This window comes from Corynebacterium choanae, assembly GCF_003813965.1.
GTDB classification, from domain to species: domain Bacteria; phylum Actinomycetota; class Actinomycetes; order Mycobacteriales; family Mycobacteriaceae; genus Corynebacterium; species Corynebacterium choanae.
In genome coordinates, this window is the sequence record NZ_CP033896.1 from 2,741,027 (window position 1) to 2,763,342 (window position 22,316).

Annotated in this window: 7 protein-coding genes; 3 read left to right on the forward strand and 4 right to left on the reverse strand. The window is 55.4% G+C overall.

The genetic code is table 11. From position 1 onward, the window contains the following. Positions 1-395: 395 nt before the first annotated feature. Both CCHOA_RS09880 and CCHOA_RS09885 read left to right on the forward strand, forming a co-directional pair. Complete coding sequence (locus CCHOA_RS09880) at positions 396-1,004, forward strand: RNA polymerase sigma factor (protein ID WP_123930140.1); 609 nt, start codon at positions 396-398, stop codon at positions 1,002-1,004. Between the two features lie 739 nt (positions 1,005-1,743). Continuing rightward, entirely contained in the window at positions 1,744-2,781 is a 1,038-nt protein-coding gene (locus tag CCHOA_RS09885) for an aspartate-semialdehyde dehydrogenase (RefSeq protein ID WP_123930143.1), read from the forward strand. A gap of 694 nt (positions 2,782-3,475) precedes the next feature. Here the strand turns inward: CCHOA_RS09885 and CCHOA_RS09890 are convergent. Next, positions 3,476-4,741 carry an aspartate kinase gene (locus CCHOA_RS09890; protein ID WP_123930146.1) on the reverse strand — a complete coding sequence of 422 codons (1,266 nt, stop codon included), beginning with the start codon at positions 4,739-4,741 and terminating at the stop codon, positions 3,476-3,478. 471 nt (positions 4,742-5,212) lie between these two features. Between CCHOA_RS09890 and CCHOA_RS09895 the strand changes: the two genes are divergently transcribed. Next, positions 5,213-6,151 (forward strand): DMT family transporter, encoded by a 939-nt coding sequence (locus CCHOA_RS09895; RefSeq protein WP_206425794.1) that lies wholly within the window; start codon positions 5,213-5,215, stop codon positions 6,149-6,151. Positions 6,152-6,632: 481 nt separating this feature from the next. Here the strand turns inward: CCHOA_RS09895 and CCHOA_RS09900 are convergent, their stop codons facing one another. The 3 genes from CCHOA_RS09900 to CCHOA_RS09910 all read right to left on the reverse strand — a co-directional run bounded on the left by CCHOA_RS09900 (position 6,633) and on the right by CCHOA_RS09910 (position 21,457). Further along, entirely contained in the window at positions 6,633-12,224 is a 5,592-nt protein-coding gene (locus CCHOA_RS09900) for a Rib/alpha-like domain-containing protein (protein WP_123930149.1), read from the reverse strand. 861 nt (positions 12,225-13,085) lie between these two features. Next, the gene (locus tag CCHOA_RS09905) at positions 13,086-18,713 is read right to left on the reverse strand and encodes a YPDG domain-containing protein (RefSeq protein ID WP_123930152.1); all 5,628 of its coding nucleotides are present in this window, start codon (positions 18,711-18,713) and stop codon (positions 13,086-13,088) included. Between the two features lie 533 nt (positions 18,714-19,246). Next, on the reverse strand, positions 19,247-21,457 hold the full coding sequence (locus CCHOA_RS09910) for a hypothetical protein (RefSeq protein ID WP_123930156.1): 2,211 nt from the start codon (positions 21,455-21,457) through the stop codon (positions 19,247-19,249). Positions 21,458-22,316 lie beyond the last annotated feature (859 nt).

Genomic DNA, 22,316 nt, shown 5'->3' on the forward strand with positions numbered 1-22,316 from the left:
CGGATGCGCGCCTTATGGCGGCAACTGGTGGGCTGCGGGATGCAGTGTCCGCATCGCACGGGCAAGGAATGGTTGCCTCACCTGCATTGAGAATAAAAACTATCCAATAATCTCAAACCATTTAGTTCTTCTTATAATCTACGCTGCGTGACATCACCATGCCAGGGTGAGCAACCATCCCCAGTGGCCGAACTGGGAAAATGCGGTGAGCTACAGCAGGAATTTCAAACTTTCGTATGACCATTGCGGCGGCCGTTTTCCGCCTCACATTTGATCGTCGGCAGCTTTGGTGGCGAGGTATATGCAGCCCGGCGCGCCCACCCAACACCCGACACGGCACATGGCAGCCTTGCAGCCAGTGCACCCATTGACCTGTTTGCTACCATCGTTAAGTTGTGAGCAACTACGATCCAGCGGTCGACGACCGAGTTACCGCACTTGCTTTACAAGCAGGTCGCGGGGATCGTGCTGCCTTAAGCGAATTCATCGCAGCCACCCAAGGGGACGTGTGGCGACTCCTTGCTCATTTAGGTGGCCGAGAGATCGCTGATGATCTCACCCAGGAAACCTATCTCCGGGTCATGAGTGCCCTGCCGCGCTTTGCTGCCCGTTCCTCGGCACGCACCTGGATTTTGTCGTTGGCACGGCGGGTGTGGGTGGATAATATTCGCCACGATATGGCTCGTCCCCGAAAGTCGGCGACCCGCTACGAAGATGCAGCAAGTGAGCATGCAACCAATAATTCGTGGGCGGAACTGGTTGATACGCGGCTGTTACTTGATGCGCTTCCCCCCGAGCGCCGGGAGGCGCTCATCCTCACCCAGGTGCTTGGCTACACCTATGAGGAGGCAGCAAAGATTGCTGGCTGCCGCACCGGCACAATTCGTTCCCGGGTGGCGCGTGCCCGCGCCGACATGATCGCCGCTGTTTCCCAGGCACAGCATGCGACCGCAGCAGATCTGAACCCAGCTGCAGCAGACAATCCGCAGGCCAGCGCTTCTTAGCATGGCGCTATGACCTAGCACCAGTATCTGTACTATTTATCTGCATTATTCACTGGTTCCATCGGCATAATGTGTGGAAAAACGGTGCGTGATAGCGATACGCCAACGTGTGCAGAGTCCAACTGGAAAGTCCAACTGTGAACATTTGGGCAGCATAGCGCGAGAACACCCCCTACCCCAGGCAGCAGTCGCTTAAGGATGCACAGCCACCAGACTGTTGCACGGCAGTGCGAACACACACATCCCCCGGCGTCGATCCAAGTGCTGCCCCTTGGAAAAACTCTCACAAGCAGCACACCGACGGTGCAATCGATAGAGCCAACCCCTGCAAGGGCTGAGCCTTTGATACTGCCAACAAGCGATGAGCTGCCGTGTCATATCGGGTAAACACCATGCCCACGCCCACAGGTGCCAACCATCATCACACCACCATCACCCCTTGCCACCAGGGCGACGGTTGACGGCGTGGCCGGGGCGCCCACGATCGTCACACACCAGCAATGCTGCATTAGTGAATTAGTGGCCTGGGCAATAAGATCTACAGGCCATACCCATATGCGCGGGCAACACCAGCACCACATGGTTACCTTGCTTGCCTTTGACCTGCACAACGTCACTGGTTCAGCAATGCGTCAGGTGGCAGGATCGCTGCTTTCGGCAACTGCACCCTGTGTGCTGGTGATACTTCCCCGCCGCACCACTGGTGACTTCTCGTCCCCCATACTGTTAAAGGATTGCAATGACCACTATTGCTGTTGTCGGTGCCACAGGCCAAGTTGGTCGCGTGATGCGCGCCATTTTAGAGGAACGCAATTTCCCGTGCGACAAGGTGCGATTCTTTGCATCTGCTCGTTCCGCCGGTTCGACGCTGCCATTCCGCGGCGAAGAGGTAGTCGTCGAAGATATCGCCCAACAAACCGTCGAGTCGCTGCGTGGTATCGATGTGGCAGTGTTCTCTGCGGGTGGAACCGCATCAAAGCAGTGGGCACCAGTCTTCGCCGAAGCCGGTGTGGTGGTGGTCGATAACTCTTCTGCTTGGCGCAAAGATGACGAAGTTCCGCTGGTTGTTTCTGAGGTCAACCCGGAGGCGATAAACGATCGCCCGAAGGGGATTATCGCCAACCCGAACTGCACCACCATGGCAGCCATGCCAGTGCTGAAACCACTCCATGATGCGGCAGGATTGACTCGTCTGCATGTGTCGTCGTATCAGGCTGTGTCCGGTTCCGGGGTGGCTGGTGTGTCCACCCTTGCCCGGCAGCTGCGGGACAATGTGGATGTGCTCGAAGAGCTCACCCACAACGGGCAGGCGTTGCAAGCAGGTGACCTTGGCCCCTATGTTGCCCCTATCGCTGCCAATGCGCTTCCTTTCGCCGGTAATCTTGTCGAGGACGGCTCCGGGGAAACCGATGAGGAACAAAAACTGCGCAACGAATCCCGCAAAATCCTTGGAATCCCGGAACTGCTGGTGGCCGGTACGTGTGTGCGGGTGCCGGTTTTCACCGGTCACACGCTCACCATTCACGCCGAGTTTGACAAGCCAATTACTCCGGCGGAAGCCACTGAACTATTGAGCAATGCCCCTGGGGTGAAGGTTGTTGATGTTCCTACCCCGCTGGAGGCGGCAGGCACAGATCCGTCACTGGTTGGCCGTATCCGGCAAGACCAGTCCGTTGCCGACAATAAGGGACTGGTACTGGTGGTTTCTGGGGATAATCTGCGCAAGGGTGCTGCACTCAACACCATCCAGATCGCTGAGCTGCTCGTCAAGGCGTAGCTGACCAGGACTTCCCACCCCTGGTAGTGCGCTAGCCACCGACGAGGCACGCTGGTTGCACGATGTGTAAAGCTTGCAGCAATCTTGCTTACTGCAACCATTGAGCGTTGTCGCTGTGGGTGTTTCCTGCCCGCGGCGGATTGCACAAGGCATCGACTTACCCGGCAAGTCGGTGCCTTGTGTCATGTTTGCACACATTTCAGCCATCCCCAGATCGCTTCTGCGCATCCGGTAGGTGACAATGTATCGGTAGATATTCAACCGGTGTACACGGCGCATTGCGGCGCTGCGACGAAGGTTGACGACTGGCTCGGCTGCGCCAATGCGAGCAGGCAGCCGGACTGATCAAAGAAACGCAAACCCGGACGAACTGTGTCACCACTGCGTCAATAGCAGCAATTCGCACAACACCGTTGTTGTAATAACGCTGTACTGCCGCACGGTGACGCCCCGCCCCAAGCGCACAGCGGAGTTTGGCAAGCCGCAAAGTGGCACCGGGTATCCCCAGGTGCTGGCAATTGGTGGGTCTTTTGGCACATGTGCGGGTGCATCCACCGCGCCGCTGGCTGCACACGGGAAAGGAAAAACTGGCCGGGACATCCCACCCTAGGTGGGATGTCCCGGCCAGTTGCTGTGTGCAATCCGCCTTGAATGACGGTAGCCGTCCAGTTTTCGTTGTGCGATGGTGACCGGTTTAGCGGCCAGTGCCGGCGTAGACGGTGGCTTCCTCGTCGCCGCCAAGTTCAAACGCTTCATGGATCGCCTGTGTTGCAGCCGCCACGTCTTGTTCCCGCAGCACCACAGAGATACGGATCTCCGAGGTGGAGATCATCTCAATGTTGATGCCAGCGTCGCGCAGTGCTTCGCAGAAGATCGCAGTCACCCCAGGGTGGGATTTCATCCCTGCCCCGACGAGGGAAACTTTACCGATCTGGTCATCGTAGAGCACATTTTCACACACGCCTTCAGCCTGCAGCTTCTTGAGCAGCTCTAAGGCCTGCGGGCCGTTGGAACGCGGGCAGGTGAAGGTGATGTCGGTGCGGTTATCCTCCAGGGAGGAGATGTTTTGCACGACCATGTCAATGTTGATCTCAGCATCAGCTAACGCCCGGAACACCCGTGCCGCTTCGCCCGGATTGTCGTTGATCCCAATCACCGAGATCTTCGCTTCCGTCACATCTGTCGCGACACCGGTGAGTACTGCTTCTTCCACAGGAATATCCTCCATTGAACCGGTCACCAGGGTGCCGGGGTCGTTGCTATAAGACGAGCGCACCCGGATAGGTACGCCGAAGGCGCGCGCATATTCCACGCTGCGCAGCACCAAAATTTTCGAACCAACTGCTGCAAGCTCCAGCATTTCTTCGAAACACAGCGAGTCAAGCTTGCGGGCGTTTTTCACGATCCGCGGATCGGCGGTGTACACCCCGTCCACGTCGGAATAGATTTCACAGACATCGGCGTTGAGCGCCGCGGCAAGCGCCACCGCAGTGGTATCCGAACCACCGCGACCCAATGTGGTGACGTCCCGGGATTCTTTGTTCACACCCTGGAAACCGGCGACGATACAGATTGCCCCTTCGTCGAGGGCTTCCCGCACCCGTGACGGGGTGACATCGACAATACGCGCATTGCCATGCCGTTCCGTGGTGAGCACCCCAGCCTGGGAGCCGGTAAACGACCGGGCGGTCGCCCCGAAGGATTCGATCGCCATGGCCACTAGCGCATTAGAGATCCGTTCCCCGGCGGTGAGCAGCATATCCATTTCCCGGGCGGGTGGCACCGGGTTGACTTGGGCAGCAAGGTCAAGCAACTCATCGGTGGTATCCCCCATTGCGGAACACACCACCACCACATCGTTGCCTTGCTTTTTTGTTGCCACGATTCGTTCGGCAACGCTGCGGATGCGTTCCGCGCTTTCCAGCGATGATCCGCCGTATTTTTGTACAACCAGGGCCACTGTCAGCCCGCCTTTCGCTTCGAGGTTTTGGCCTTCTGAGCCGACCACAGGGTTTCTGGCAATTAAATGTATCGTAACCACCGCCAACAGCAAAGAAGGCGACACTGCAACCCATTGACAACCCATTGACACTGCAACCCATTGACAACCCATTGACACTGTCACCACTATTACTCGATCACCACTGTTACACGGCGGCGCTCAAGTACTCGGCGGCGCTCAAGCGGTGTGCACACGTTCGCGCCCACGGCGACCAAAAGCAGCAGTGAAAATCTCAGCTGGCATAGGGAAGCAAACAACCAATCCGAAGCGCCACGCCTAGCTAGCCCCATCTGTGGCGTGAAGCGGACAGCTGCTTCCACTAGCCACGTTGGTACTTGCTACGGGTGCGTGGAGTTTTGCGCCGTGCCTCCCCCGCACCGGGGTTTCCCTGATCGGCTATTGCGGCACAAACCAGTACACTAACTACCGATGTCTCACTCGCTTTTGGCCGTGTTTTTCGGTTTACTGTCCTCCCTCACTATTGCGTGGGGTACCGTGGTGCGCCACAATGTGGCCGGCGGAGTCACCGTGGAGGAGAAATCTTCCGGTGCCGCAGCCAAAGCAATGGCTGGTAAACCGATCTGGTGGGCGGGAACATTCCTGGCACTCCTCGGCTACGCGCTGCAAGTCGTCGCCCTCGGATTTGGCACACTGCTCATCGTGCAACCAATGCTCGTGTTGTCACTGGTGTTCACACTGCCGCTGTCAGCGTGGACATCTGGGCGTCGCATCTCAAAGGCGGAAACCTGTTGGGCATTGCTGCTCTCACTGGCGGTCGCCGTCCTCGTCCTGGTTGGTCGCCCAACTGCGGGTGTGATCCATCCTCCGCTCAGCCGCTGGATTCCCGCACTCGCGATCGGCATTGTGACCTTGTTCCTGCTTGACCGCTATGCGCACACCCAGCTCCGACGACGCAAGGCAGTGATTTTAGGAATTGTCACCGGCGGGATCTACGGCTATGTGGCACTGCTTTCCAAAGCCGTTACCGATCGGCTTGTGCATGACGGTATCAGTGAGTTACTTGCGTCGTGGGAATTGTGGGCATTAATCGCCGGGGCAGTAATTGGCACCGTCGTGCAACAGTCATCGTTTAGTGCCGGGGCATTGAAGCACTCCCTGCCGGCAATGACGATTGTGGAGCCGATTGTGGCCTTCGGTCTAGGGTATGCCGTCTTAGGCGAATCCTTTGCTGTGCAAGGTATCGGCTGGCTCGTACTCTTTGCCGCCCTGGCCACCATGGTTGTCGCCGCAATCCTGTTGAGCCGTCACTCTGTTGACGAACCAACCACCATCCAATTAACCAACCGTTCACAACACACCAGCGGCGAACAATCAAGCAACCCCGAATCCACAAAGCAGGCTGCATAGTCGCCGTGCCCAGCACCAGCACGCCGAAAACCAAGCACACCAATTCCAGGCAAAAGCCCATGGACTTACCTGGACTGCAGCAGCGCAGCTGAGTTAGCGTTTGGCGAGCGCCACAAAACCTCACCGGCAATCCGCACCACGCGGTGCACTCATTGCTCCCAGCAGTGCTCCGAAGAACACTGCAACACCCCATGTGAACCCAGCAAGATTCCGCCCCCGGCAAGAAACTATCCCCACAAGAACACCGGCAAAACCCCACAAGACCACCGCAGATCCCGTCAGCGCTTCAATCTGCCAAGAGCAAGCGGAAAGCCACCGCAACACGGATACATCACGGATACATAGGGCAAAGCAGCACATAAAAAAGCTCCCCTTGGGGGCGGAGAAAATCCGCACCCCAAGAGGAGTTCAGTTGCAGTTATGCGGGGCTCACCCGCTTACCTGCGCCACGTAGATTGCGAGTGTCACCTACGGTGCACAGTTAGCTGTTGCGCCGCCGCCGGGCGAAGACGAGCAATCCACCAAGCACCATCGCCAGCAGACCTGCCAGACCAACACCGGTGACGTCAGCACCAGTGACAGCCAGTACTGCGTTCGATGCACCTTCACGGCTTGGTTGCTTCACCACGCCCTTACCGTCTTGTGGGGTGTCTACCGGTGCTGGCTGATCCACAGCAGGTGCCGGGGTGTCCACCACTGGTGCTGGTACACCGGGAAGGAACTGGCCACTGCTCATCGCAGCGAGATCAGGATTATTGGCGATCAAGCCGACAATCCCAGCCAATGCACCAAGCCCGAGCACGATCGGCAGAATGCTGCCAGCAGACGATCCTGCCGAGGATCCCAGTTTGCCGGTGAGATCAGAGGAGATGCCACCACCGGTAGATGAGTTCGTCTCGTCGTTGCCCTTTGGTTTGGTTTGCGTCTGATCGTTCAGATCAGCGACACCATTGGCGTTCTCATCGGTGATATCGGTGTTCCCCAAGCCGTTGCCGTTGGTGTCAACAACCGAACCAGGTGGGACCTCTGACTCTTCAGCATTCGATGCACCGTCTTTGTCCATGTCCCACGAACCGTCGTCGCCCTTGTCTTTATCAGTGACAGGGTTCAGCGGATCAAGACCGGTGGCAATCTCATCGTCGTTGTTGACACCGTCACCGTCTGCGTCGGGATCGTTCGCGTTAGCGATCCCATCGCCATCACGGTCACCGGTTGCATCGGTTGCTACGGAATCATCGGAATCGGTGAGATCAGCAACACCATTGTTGTCACGATCGGTGATACCAGGATCGGCGATGCCATCACCGTCGATGTCCGTGGCCGGAACTTCCGTGAGGTTGCCATCCTCATCCCGCTTGGTGGCAACGAAGGATTCCTCAGCATTGGATTTGCCGTCTTCGTCGGCATCCTTTTCGCCATCAGTCTTGCCGGTGTTACCGGTGTCCTTATCGAACGGATCTAAACCAGCTGCGATCTCATCGGAGTTATTCACCCCATCGCCATCAATATCCGGATCCTGCGCATTCGGGATACCGTCACCGTCAAGATCACCCTCCGGTGCAACAGCTGCCGCATCATAGACAATGAACTCAGCCACAGTCTTGGACACCTGACCAGAAGTAAAGGTGACAATCACCGGCACGGCAAGCGGCGCGGTCTCATCATAAAGACCAGCACCACTGGTCACAGTCAACACCACGTTGCCATCAGCGTCCACCGTGGCAGTAACCCCTTGTGGCGCGGTCCACGACGGATCGATCTTCACCGACTCAACACCAGCAGGCAACGCACGGGTCACCGTCTCCCGCTTGATCACCAAACGGTTCGGCACCGACTCGTTGTCACCCGACTGTGGCCGAGCCACCGCAATCAAACCATAGTGCGCAGACTCAGTGACAAAACCGACCGGCTTTTCCACCACATCAGAGACATCATTGCCATCCGTATCGGTGATCCCTGGATCACCCATACCATCACCATCGGTATCGGTAACAGGAATGTCCTTGCCAGTATCGTCCTGCTTGACCTCGGACTCGGTGGCGTTGTCCACCAGGTCACCGTCGCTGTCTTTCTTGCCATCATCAGAAGGCTGACCAGTTTCCCGATCATTCGTGGTCGGATCATAAGGATCAAGACCCGCAGCCTGCTCATCGGAGTTATTCACCCCGTCACCATCAATATCCGGATCCTGCGAGTTCGGAATCCCGTCACCATCAATATCACCGTCACCGGTGGTATCAACCGTGTCGTTCAGATCAGTGATATCAGGCTTGCCGTTGTCATCACGATCAGTGACACCTGGATCAGCCATCCCGTCACCGTCAGTGTCCGTTACCGGCAGATCCTTACCATTCTCATCCTGCGGTACGAACGACTCTTCGGCATTGGACTTGTCGTCACCATCGGAATCAACGTCACCGTCGGCGTTTTCATCACCATCGTTGGTGCCGTTGTCGTCAGTGTCAGGATCATACGGATCAAGGCCCGCAGCCTGCTCGTCGGAGTTATTCACCCCGTCACCATCAATGTCGGGATCCTGCGAGTTCGGAATCCCGTCACCATCAATATCACCGTCACCGGTGGTATCAACCGTGTCTTCCGGATCAGTGATATCCGGCTTGCCGTTGTCATCACGATCAGTGACACCTGGATCAGCCATCCCGTCACCATCAGTGTCCGTTACCGGCAGATCCTTACCAGTTTCCGGATCCTTCGGCACGAACGACTCATCAGAGTTCTTCTTACCGTCACCGTCGGCGTCTTCATCACCATCACGGGTGCCGTCACCATCGGTATCAGGGTTAAACGGGTTAAGACCCGCTTCTTTCTCATCGGAGTTGTTTACCCCGTCACCATCAATATCCGGATCCTGAGAGTTCGGGATTCCATCCTTGTCGAGGTCACCATTTGGATCGGTAACCGAATCTTTTGGTGTAACAGTGATCTTCACTGTTACATCGTCCTTGGTTCCATCGGGATAGGTCACTACGACAATCGCAGACTTCTCACCTGTTGAAGAAGTATCCACTGCCTCTTTGAACTCATACTTCGTTCCCTCTGGCAGATCAGAATTGTTGGCGATTGCATCATCAGCACGCGGGGTGGAATCCTGCTCAACAGTAAGATCTTGACCCTGCGGCGAGTACTTGTCGGCATCCGTCAGCTGAGCATCCTTTGCCACAACCTTCACAGGAACCTCGACGTTGTCGACTGAGCCGTCGGGATACGTCACCTTCACCGGCACCGTGTAATCACCAGGATCCACATCAGTACCCGGATTCACCGTGATCGAACCATCAGGATTTACCGTCGCCCAATCAGGAACACTGTCACCTGGAGCAAACTTCGTTCCATCAGGGGTATTCGTCGGAGCCGCAATAGTCCCCTTATCACCCTGCTTAACCGTTGTGTCCTTGGCATAGTTCGGATCAACAGACTCAGCCTGAGTCTGATCCTTCACCACAACCCTCACAGGAACCTCGACGATCTCAGACGAACCGTCAGGATACGTCACCTTCACCGGCACCGTGTAATCACCAGGATCCACAGCAGTACCCGGATTCACCGTGATCGAACCATCAGGATTTACCGTCGCCCAATCAGGAACACTGTCACCTGGAGCAAACTTCGTTCCATCAGGGGTATTCGTCGGAGCCGCAATAGTCCCCTTATCACCCTGCTTAACCGTTGTGTCCTTGGCATAGTTCGGATCAACAGACTCAGCCTGAGTCTGATCCTTCACCACAACCTTCACAGGAACCTCGACGGTCTCAGACGAACCGTCAGGATACGTCACCTTCACCGGCACCGTGTAATCACCAGGATCCACAGCAGTACCCGGATTCACCGTGATGGAACCATCAGGATTTACCGTCGCCCAATCAGGAACACTGTCACCTGGAGCAAACTTCGTTCCATCAGGGGTATTCGTCGGAGCCGCAATAGTCCCCTTATCACCCTGCTTTACTTCCGTATTCTGGGCGTAGTTCGGATCGACGCTGTCAGCAGTCTTACCCGGGGTCGACTCAGTAACCTCAAACGGCACCGTCACCGTATCGGTCGAACCATCCGGATACGTCACAACCACCGGAATCTCATACGAACCAACCGCAGCATCCGAACCAACCTCAACAGTGATCGAGCCATCCTCGTTCACCGTCACCTTCGCACTATCAGGCAACCGCTTTGCAGCATCAACAACCGAAGCATCACCAAGATCGAACGTTGTGCCGGCAGGCATGTCAGCTGCAGTGTTGTTGTCATCTTGCTGCACAAACGTTGGTGCAGCAATATCTACCGTCTTACCCTGCTCGCCGCTTGCGGTCTCATACTTCGGTTCCACAACACTTGCGGTCTCACCGGTCACGGTGACTTCATTGGATACTTCCGGGTTCTCAAAGCTCACCTGGGTGACTTCAGAACCGGACTTCTGCTCCGGGGTGTACACAGCGATACGAACTACATCACCGATGCTCAATGCACTGCTATCAACCGAGAACGAGCCATTCTCTGACACAGTTGCGTCGGCGACTTTTTGCCACTCATCGCCCGCTTTTTTCTGCAACTCGATGCGTCGACCAGGCAAGTTTTCCTTGGTCTTGTCGTCAAAGACGAGCAGTTCAGCGGACTCGTTGGTGATGGTCTTGACCTCAGTGGTGACCTGGTTGAGCTGAGGTGCTGCAATCAACGGATCGGTGAGGGCGTTGAGTACTTCTTCCCCATCGAGCTTGCCATCACCGTCGGTGTCCGGAATGCATGGATCCGAGTCGACGTTGACGTTCAATTCGTAGCGATCAGGCAGTTTGTCGCCGTCACTGTCCCGCAGGGGAACATTGACGTTCGCAAACGAATTGTTCACTACCGGATTGCCCTGGGTGCCCTTGGCGTAGGAGCGCATCTCCCAGCTGAATGGCAGGTTAACTTCGCCGGCGTTGAGACCTTCCGAGTTCTGTGGAATGAGGGTGTAGAGATCCTCATCGAAGGTCAGCTGCATCGAGGTAGTACCAGTTGCTGGCCAGGCAGCAGCCCAGTCACGGCTAAAGATACGGGTGGCACCAGAGTGCACAATTCCCTCACCGACGGAACCGACAAGCCCTTCACGGCCCTCGACGGCACCAAAGACGTTGACGATAAGCTCACCGGTTTCAGGGTTGAGGGTGGTGTCATCAATCGGCACATCGAACATGCCACCCACTTTGCCCCATGCTTGGAGCTTCGCCGAGGTCAATCGCTTCGCGACAGCTGGATCCATGGTGATCACGAGCTGATATGGCTTCGGACCGATTGCCAGGGCGTAGGTGATGGTGTTGGTAAAGAACCCGGTGATCGTCAGGGTTTTCGTGCTTGCGTCGTACCCTTTTTCCTCGTTGAACTCTAAGCCGGCGCCGTTAATGAAGTTCTCGTACTTTTTGATGTAGTTGACGTTTTCAAACGGAATGATGCTCTCGTTGCCGAAGTTGCTGATGACGTCACCCTGTTCCTGCCCATCCCTGGGCCCGAACTGTGCGACAAAATCCACGCCGATTGGTGCGGCAGTTGCAGGATCAATACCCGCAGCTTGCAGCACTTCACTCCAGGGGCGATCGAACTTGATCCGCGGGGTGAAGTAGTTGGGGTTATCGCCGATCCAAGTCTGGGAGAGAAAACCGCCGTTATTGAACTGGTCTTTATCTAATGCCATCAGTGGCACACGCCAGATGCCGGTGCGTTCGGTTGCCGCCTGTGCAGGGGTCTTAAGATCTTGTACCTCAGTTGCCTGCTTTTTGCCGCCATATCCGTCGACGATGACTGTCTCAACATATGGGGCAATGCGCGGATCGACGATGATGTTGTAGCGTCCTTTATACAAGTCGTAGGGCGTCACACCGGTCTGGAAGATCCCGGCGAAGCGTAGTTCGCGCATATCGTCGCTAAAACCGTCGAAATACGACTGCAGTCGCGTTGTCGAAGTTGATTCACGGTACACCGTGTTGTCGACTGCGGCACATGCAACTGCACTGGTCGCGTCTGCTGCCTGGGCAGCTGGTGCAACGGCAGCGATAACACTGCTTCCTGTTGCAAGGGAGAGACTCAATGCCGCGATTGCACGGCGCCCGGCTTTACGTTTCAGGCGATTGTTTTCCAATGGAGTACCTTTCAGCGTTTCGGTTACCTCCTCGCATGCCGAAAGATCAACGACGGAGGCAACACCGAATGACCCGCAGACACCCAGTAGTAAAGAGTGTGTCGGGGAATGTGTGAATTAAAAGCTCAAGGAAGGTATTGGTGATGCGAAGTGCGACCGCACTAGCTTGTCTAGTGCGCTTGAGTCCGGATTCCCCGATCGCGTAGAAAAATCCACTGCCCGATCACCTTTATTGGGGCTATCTACTCAGTGGCGACAGCAACCGTGAGCCGGAAAGAAATGACCAATAAGTTCCTTGCAGAACGATTTGCACTCTAGCACCAGGATCAAGTCTTCATTGTCTGACAAATATAGGAACTCAAATACTTATTCCCCTTTAGCGAACCGCTCGAAAAGCATGCAAATCCCCTCGTTACGACACCCCTAGACCCACTGACGCTACCTAAATCAAAGATAAGAATTGTCTGATTCGCACAGCTGACATAACCGCCAATTCTCAAAAAGTAACAGCGTGTCACTATTGCTATTACTTACAAATTTCCTCTCAAACATGTCCCTAAGTGGCTACGGTCACCCCTTAACGGTTGTTACTTCATGTGACCAATGTCATATTAATTGGCGGGTTTTTCGTAAGACTTGACCAGAATGGTTTCACCTTCCGCGGCAACGCTGAATCCCCACCTTGCAAAACAACGAGGCCGTGAAAGGTGTATTGACACCCCTCACGGCCTCTATCGAGTGTATGAAGTTATTGAACTTCCCCGGCATCACCAATCCGTCCAACGGGGTGATGCCGAAAAGAGTTCGATATTAGGAGTTGCGGCGCTTCCGGGCGAAGACCAACAGACCACCCAGCACCATCGCCAGCAGACCGACCACACCAACACCTGTGACGTTGGCACCAGTGACCGCGAGCACAGCATTCGACGCACCGTCACGAGCAGGCTGCTTGACAAGACCCTTAGACGGGCCCGGTACCTGATCAGCAGGTGCAGGAGCCGGAGCAGGTTCCACCGCGGGTGCTGGTGCACCAGGCAAGAACTGGCCATTGACCATAGCCACCAAATCAGGATTGTTGGCAATCAGGCCAATGATCCCAGCCAGGGCACCCAATCCGAGCACGACCGGCAGAATCGAACCGGCGGACGAACCACCAGCAGAACCCAGCGATCCCTTGATCTTGGAGGAAAGGCCACCATCTTCTTCCGGTTCCCCGTCAGCAATCGCCTTCACCGAATCCTTATCAACGAGATCTGCGATACCGTTGCCGTTTTGATCGGTGATCCCTGGATCAGCGATCCCGTCACCGTCTGTATCTTCAACGGATCCGGCAGGAACATACGATTCCGAATCGTTGTTCAGGCCATCTTCGTCATTATCCTTGTCACCATCGGTCTTCCCGGTGTTACCGGTGTCCTTATCGAACGGATCCAAACCAGCCGCGATCTCATCGGAGTTATTCACCCCATCGCCATCAATATCCGGATCCTGCGCATTCGGGATACCGTCACCATCAAGATCACCCTCCGGTGCAACAGCTGCCGCATCGTAGATGATGAAGTCTGCCGTGACATTCGAAACACGACCATACGTGAAGGTGACGATCACCGGTACCTGCAGCGGTGCGGTCTCATCGTAAAGATCAGCATCGTTGGTCACAGTCAACACCACGTCGCCATCAGCGTCCACCGTGGCAGTAACCCCTTGTGGCGCGGTCCACGACGGATCGATGACCACATTAGACACCGTTTCAGGCAGTGCCCGAGTAACTGACTTCTTCTCGACAACCAGCACGTTCTTTGCTGAGGTGTTCGCCCCCGTAGCTGGACGGGCTACCGCGATCAGACCGTAGTGGACCTGAGCTTGCACCACATCAGAGACACCATTGCCATCCTTATCGGTGATCCCTGGATCACCCATGCCATCACCATCGGTATCAGTAACAGGAATGTCCTTGCCAGTATCGTCCTGCTTGACCTCGGACTCGGTGGCGTTGTCAATTCCGTCACCGTCGGTGTCTTCGTCACCATCGGTGACACCGTCACCGTCACTGTCGCGGTTGTACGGATCTAAACCAGCAGCAACCTCATCGGAGTTATTCACCCCGTCACCATCAATGTCGGGATCCTTAGAGTTCGGGATACCGTCACCATCAAGATCACCATCCGGATCAATGACCGTCACCTTTGTGTTGGTGGTGTCCTTCGAACCATCCGGATACGTCACCGTCACCGGAACCTCGATCTTAGTTCCAGCCGGAACACCATCACCGACCTCAACAGTAACCACACCGGTCTCCGGATCGACCGAAACCTTCACACCCTCAGGCAAACCGGAGTCATCAATCGTGACCTTCGTACCCTCAGGCAGACCCTCGCTGCCATCCTTATTAGAAATATCCGGCTTCAGATCAGTAGACTCGCCCGGCTTCACAGAACCCGCCGGATAAGAAATATCGGTGTTATCAGCACCATCCTTATCAACAAGATCAGCCTTGCCGTCGTTGTCCTTATCCGTCACATCCGGATCAGCCAGACCATCATTGTCCTTATCCTCAGACTCACCAGCAGGAACCTCAGACTCCTCAGCGTTGGTCTTACCATCGCCATCAGAATCCTCGTCACCATCGGTGACACCGTCACCGTCACTGTCGCGGTTGTACGGATCTAAACCAGCAGCAACCTCATCGGAGTTACTCACCCCGTCACCATCAGCATCCGGATCCTTAGAGTTCGGAATACCGTCACCATCAAGATCACCATCCGGATCAACAGTCGAGGGCGATCCATCCTTCTTGTCAACCTTGACGGACGCAGTCGTGGTGTCCTTGGAACCATCCGGATACGTCACCGTCACCGGAACCTCGATCTTAGTTCCAGCCGGAACACCATCACCGACCTCAACAGTAACCACACCGGTCTCCGGATCGACCGAAACCTTCACACCCTCAGGCAAACCAGAGTCATCAATCGTGACCTTCGTACCCTCAGGCAGACCCTCGCTGCCATCCTTATTAGAAATATCCGGCTTCAGATCAGTAGACTCGCCCGGCTTCACAGAACCCGCCGGGTAAGTGACGTTGGTGTCCTGAGCCTGGCTATCGTTCAGATCCGGCTTCTTGTTGTTATTGGTATCGGTGATACCAGTATTGCCCAGCCCGTCACCATCAGTGTCCGTTACCGGCTGATCCTTACCATCCTCGCCCTTCGGCACGACGGATTCATCAGAGTTCTTCTTCCCGTCATCGTCGGTGTCTTCGTCACCATCACGAGTGCCGTCACCATCGGTATCGGGGTTAGCGGGGTCAAGGCCAGTAGCAAGCTCGTCATCATTGTTGACGCCGTCACCATCAGCATCCGGATCTTCGGAATTCTTGATGCCGTCATCATCAAGATCACCATTCGGATCAATCTTATCCTTGACCGTGATTTTCACAGTTTCGGTGGTCTTGTTACCCGCAGCATCGGTAGCAGTGATCGTAACGGTGTAATCACCAGCAGAACCGTCAGCAGGAGTACCAGAAATCACAACACTGCCATCTTCCTTCACCGTGGCAGTAACACCATTAGGAAGACCATCAACAGTCGCAGTTACACCCGGCTTATTATCGCTGACCTTAGCAATTGTGACATCCTCACCAAGACGAGCACCCTCGTACAGAGTCTTGTCTTGGGTATCAGAAATCACCGGGTTAGTGCTATCGCCCTGTTCAGCCGAAGCCTTATCCTCCACCGTCACCTTTGCGTTGGTGGTGTCCTTGGAACCATCCGGATACGTCACCGTCACCGGAACCTCGATCTCAGTTCCAGCCGGAACACCATCACCGACCTCAACAGTAACCACACCGGACTCCGGATCGACCGAAACCTTCACACCCTCAGGCAAACCAGAGTCATCAACCGTGACCTTCGTACCCTCAGGCAGACCCTCGCTGCCATCCTTATTAGAAATATCCGGCTTCAGATCAGTAGACTCGCCCGGCTTCACAGAACCCGCCGGATAAGAAATATCGGTGTTATCAGCACCATCCTTATCAACAAGATCAGCCTTGCCGTCGTTGTCCTTATCCGTCACATCCGGATCAGCCAGACCATCATTGTCCTTATCCTCAGACTCACCAGCAGGAACCTCAGACTCCTCAGCGTTGGTCTTACCATCGCCATCAGAATCCTCGTCACCATCGGTGACACCGTCACCGTCACTGTCGCGGTTGTACGGATCTAAACCAGCAGCAACCTCATCGGAGTTACTCACCCCGTCACCATCAGCATCCGGATCCTTAGAGTTCGGAATACCGTCACCATCAAGATCACCATCCGGATTAATGACCTGGAATGTGGCGTTGGTCGTGTCTTCCGTCTTATCGGTGTAGACAACGGTGACAGGCACAGTCACCTTGCCAGCCGGGAATTCCTTACCCGGAGTAATGGTCACTACACCAGTCGCCGGATCAATGGTGACAAGCGCCTTAGTCGGGTCTTTCTTCGCAGCCTCAGGATCGCTCGTGACACGCTTGGGGAGTTCGCCAAGCGTGTATGATTCCACCGGCTTGTCGCTGTCAGAAACCGGTGAGCCATCTTCCTTTGTCAGCTGAGGAGCGCTGGTCTGGGTTTCGCCCGAATTCACCGTAACGGAGTCTGGGTAGGACACCTCGAACTTGGTGTTCAGGTCAATGCTGCTGATCTTCACCGGAGTCGTGCACGACGGAAGCGTGCTTTCAGCAGCAGCGACGGCAACAAGTTCGTAGTCCGCCTCTGTGATGCCGAGTTCCTTCAGCGTCTTTCCAAAATCAACAGTAAAAGTTCCGCTGTCTTCAGCAATCACGGTGCCAAGCGTCTTGGACTCATCCGGATTCTTGGTGTTGTTGGCTACGATGGTGACCTTCGTGCCAGGAGTAGCCGTACCGGAGATGGACTTGGCAGTGTCCTGAATCTTCCCCGTCGTTCCATCCTCATCCGCGGTGGTGATGGTGGGGGCGGGAGTTGACTTCACGGAGAAGTAGGAATCGGCGAAGCCGTAGCGGATAGTCCGCTCAACGCCCTTTTCGCGATCGGTAATCCAAGTGTTGATCTCACCGTTGACCACAGCACTGGCATCACCACACTGCAGGCTGGTTAGCTTGGAGAGGTCGAGGGGTGCATCAATAACCGTGGAGGAGTCCGCCGGGCTGGAAGCTTCAGGATTAAACGCACGTTTATTCAGTGAGGGGTCGTCAGATTCGTAGAAGAAGACGCCCGGCTTGCCTTGCATTTCGGGGCGAGTCGTGATGATAACCTCACCGCCATTTTGCTCGAACAGTTCCGGATCAATGATCAACGGAACTTCGCCAGCCTCACCGTCAGGCACAGCGCTTGATCGGTAGAACTGAGACACCCGAACCGGGCCTTTCAGTGCATCGACAAGGTTAGGTGAAAGTCGCACGTGGAAGTCGAGTGGCTTGTTGATTCCCACAGCAGTCCTCATCGATGCGACACCGTGCGGCTGAACCATGTCGACGCGCATCACCGTGGTGTCAGCGTCACTTGTCTGACGCTGCTTCTTATCCGGATCAACCATCTGGCCCATGTAGTTGAAGCTCAACTTGTTGTACGCCTGGGCAACAAGCCAGTTCGAGTCCCCTGCCATCGGGCCTTGCTCAGTGCCAAAGTTGATGGTCGTACCGCGGTTGAAAGAATCCTTATCTACCGAAACCTGGTTTTTGGCAGGCTGATTACCCTGCCAGCGAGACTGAGCCCAGAAGATATCGTCGCCAACTTCTTTGACGATCTCATCGATCGGCTTCGAGAGCTTGACGTCAATATTGGTCGTGTAGTTCGTGCTCTGTAGCGGCAGATTCGAGTAAATACCCCAGTTACCACTCACCAAGGTACGCTTCGTGGGGTTCGTATTACCCAATTGCGCCCGGGTGTGGTGCGAGTCATTAACAAAGCGCCAGACGTTGCCATCATTGGCGTACGGATCTTTCGCGTCGCCTTCAGGGGCACCAGTAGTCCAGTTAATGGTGGCTGGCGTATCGGGAGTGACTTTCTCACCAAAACGCTCATAAAGAACGTCGACGCCGCTGCCGGCTTGTCCACTTGCTTCAGTCTTGCCATTAATGGACTCAATGTACGGTGCCAACCGAGGGTCGAATCGCAGATAAACCCAGTTGATGCCCTGAGCTTCAGGGGATGCCGCCGCACGATAGTTGAGCTGCATCCGGAACGCGTCAGCAGCAGTTTTATCGTCATAGGTGATACCGGAGCCAATGATGGCACTGTCAACAACAGTGGCATTAGGTGGTAGCTCCCAGGTGCTGTCCGCTTCAGCCGGTGTCATTGCGTATGCCGGCACTTGGAGGGAAGGGGCAACCATCACTGAGCCTGCTGCAATCGACAAGGATGCGACAAGGCTGACGATGGCTCGTTTACCGACCATGCGGGTTCGGTTTGGTTTCAAAATTCGATCCTTTCAAGATCAACAAGACAGACGAGACTGGCAAGCCGTCGAACGATGTTCTGCCCACGGTGGAGCATGTACGCACGACCGACACGACTGGATTGACTCGAAATCTCTCTCGCCTTGCAACGATATTGCGCCCACCCTGGCACTGACAGCCGATGGAGGGGCAATCAAAATTGCAGCTAAATTCAAATCGCAAATAGCTTATTAGCCACTAGCTCACTCTTAGATCTTCATTAAAAATCTGCTATGCCGCTAGTTATCCCATAACCTTTCACCCCCGCTCATTCCCACAAAACCCCTCTCACCTGGAGAGAGGCTGCATTAGCACTGCTAGCAATGGGGTAAGTCTTAGGGGATGCTTCACCTGGGAAGGTTACAGAACTTGGCAAAATTGAGACCGATCTCACTCAAGTCAGCAATCTTGGGCTGGTGTCGCTCGAAAAAGGTAGTATCCGACAACTACTCGGGAATGGTTAGCCTATGGCTTATTCGTCACGTTAGTTCGTCACCAAGGATCTAGCACCAGCTCAAAGTACCGATATGGCCGCCAGAACCGCCAAGATCGGCAGACAGGCTACAAGGAACACCGTGAGGAGAGAACTTCCTGAACTACCAGCACTTGCAGCAGATGCAGTGCTTGACAAAGCGGTGAGCGCTCGGGTGGGTGACGATGTCTCCTTCGGCTGCTGCCGTGACTCCGCTGGGATCAGTCCGGTGGGGAACTCGGTCAGTTGTGTCCAGGCAGGGTCAATAAAGTCTGGGACAGTGTTGCGATTGGTGTCGGTGAGGATCGTTTGTCCTCGCTTGCTGCCATCAGCAAAAGTATCTGCCAATGCATCTTCGTCGGTGTCGATCACTGGGAACCGCAGATCAGGGACGAAAGACTGTTCCCTATTTGCAATCCCATCGCTATTGGCATCACCGTCACCGTCAGTTGCATATTCATCAAAGACGTTGGAATCCTGCTTGAGCGGATCGAAGGCATACACCACAAACCCTGCACTGTCAGTGACACCAGCTGCGAATCGTTCGTCAACGTTGTTAATACCATCGCCGTCCGCGTCAGCATCTTGTGCATTAGGAATACCGTCGCCATCCGCGTCGGAAGCAGGTCCTGCTAGTTTCGTTGCAGATTCGACAAGATCAGCCACCCCTGTGCCGTCCCGGTCAGTAATCCCAGGATCTGCAAGATAGTTGTTGTTGGTGTCGTTGAACATTCCCAACGGAACGAATGATTCCACGGCATTCGACAGCCCATCAAGGTCGCTGTCGGTGTCGCCGTCGCTGCGCCCATCGCCGTCAGTGTCGCTGTTTAACGGATCCAATCCGGCGGCGATTTCGTCATCGTTGTTGACACCATCACCGTCGGCATCAGGATCAACTTCGTCCGCTAATCCGTCCGAATCCAAATCACCACCGGTTCCGGCATAGTCTTGCTGGGCCGGATCACTAGTGCCGTCACTGTTGATATCGGTGATGGTTTGTTCACCGAAGCCGTCACCGTCACTGTCTGTGAGAGGATAGTCCCGCATAGTTGCGCTGAGATCGTCAAAATACCGGGGAACAAAGGACTCAGTTGCATTCGACACCCCGTCACCGTCGGTGTCGGCTAACCCATCGGATGATAATCCGGTTGCCGCTACCTGTGCACTGCAGAAAGCCAGTGGGTTTAACCCCATTGCTTGCTCATCCGTGTTGGCAACACTATCCCCATCAATATCCGGGTCGAGCCCGTTGACGACTCCATCGCGGTCAAGATCACCGTCGGGATCATAGTCGGCAACAACAAACGTGGGTGCCACATGGGGTTGCGAAACCGTCGTTGTAGAACCATCCGCAAAGGTGACTGTTACCGGGATAACCAGCGGATTGTTCTTCGCCCACTGTGCCGCCTGGGCAGTGGCTCGAACTGTTACCCCACCGTCGTCAGTTACCCGAGCTTGGATTCCCACAGGCAGCGCACGATCGGCTAGACGAACAGTTTCTACCTGCCGAGGGAAAGCTCTGGTTAGCGCCTTTTGATAGATACTCAAGTCACTGGTGACTGACCACGGACCTGTTGATGTGCCCGCACTAGGTGTTGGTCGTTGCACAAAACTATGGCTGTATTGCACCTGCCAACGGCCAGCATCACGCGCAGAGGCATCATCGGCATCATCCGGGAAATGGCCGGATCCGCCATTAATTCGGCAGGTCACCACCCCAACTACGGTAGCATCGGCCGTCGACGGGTCGAAATATGCCGGTTGGCCTTCGGGCTTCAGCGGTGTGCTTGTCGCAGTATCGGGTGAATATGGGGTAGGAACCCGATAGATAGTCACGGCGACATCTGTTCCCGCAACTGTGCCGGTGGTCGCAAACGATGTCACGGTGAGCACACCGGTATAGGGATCGATCCGAAACCGCAACTGGTCGTGGTGAATATTGCCACCGACAAGCTGAAAGCGCAGATACGGGATTTGGGTCTCATCTCCTACTGGCTGACACTGTGCAGTCTGCCCCACCCCAAGCTGCAGCGGCGCATAGTGCACCGGGAGCTCGGAAGCCTCGGCGGCAGGTGCCCTAAAACGCTCTGCAACAGTGCGTAATGCTGACTGTTCAATGTGTTCATCGGCGTGATCGCTGACTGTGTGCAGCGCCAACATCACCCCAAGCGTTGTGATGCCAGCGACCATTCGTCGGCTACGTCGGATAGCCCCCAATGATCGACACGATGCATCGTGGATAGGACGAGTCACCAGTGCTGTCCTCCTTCCAACGCCGAAAACCTGATCAACAACTATTTGCCAGTAGTACACCAACCATATGCCCGTGCCACTGAAAAGATATTGGGCATCGTTGTGTTACCGGCTGTCGCCTGAACTTGCCAGCATGGCCGGCGGCTAAGTTCCACCTTTTTTGAGGGAGCAACGTGGTTGCATCCTCTTCTTTAAAAAATACTGAAGTTTTCCAAGTACTGTGGATCGCTTGGCCAACAGCCCGTAGAAATACAGCAGATCCTGTATTTCGCAACAACCAGCGCACACTACCGCTCACTATTTCGCCGGAGAGGCAACGAGCTCATTGCCGCATCACAGCGGCATAGTTACGGCTGCGGTAGCAGCTACCGCAGGCGGCAGACTCGATGACAGCATCATGGTGCGGTGACAGTACCCTCAGCAATTCGGCGCATTGCGCATCGAGTGTTTTACCCTACGACATGGGTACCTCATTGAGGGCAATATTTCGCGACGTTGCACCACGAGTGTTAGCAGCCACCGGCGTGCGAGAGGGTGGCGATTCTTCTTCCGCCGCAACATGGTCACAATGTTGCCGTACAAAAACTGGTACTGCATCATTCGCAAGCGCACAGTTATGGAATAGAAGGAGCGACACCGCAGCAACTTATGGACGCAAACGGACACCTTCCCCGAATATTCCGACAACTGCAGCGCCCCTTGGCCGCAACTTCCAATATCCCCACTGTCCTTTTCTACCGCTTGGCTTCCACATCGCCCCGTATTTGCAGACCAAGGGACAATCTGACCCTGCCCGATGTGCCGACTGTCTCCATCTCTTGGTAGCGGCATTCCCTTTATCGTAGCGTCACCGCCAATG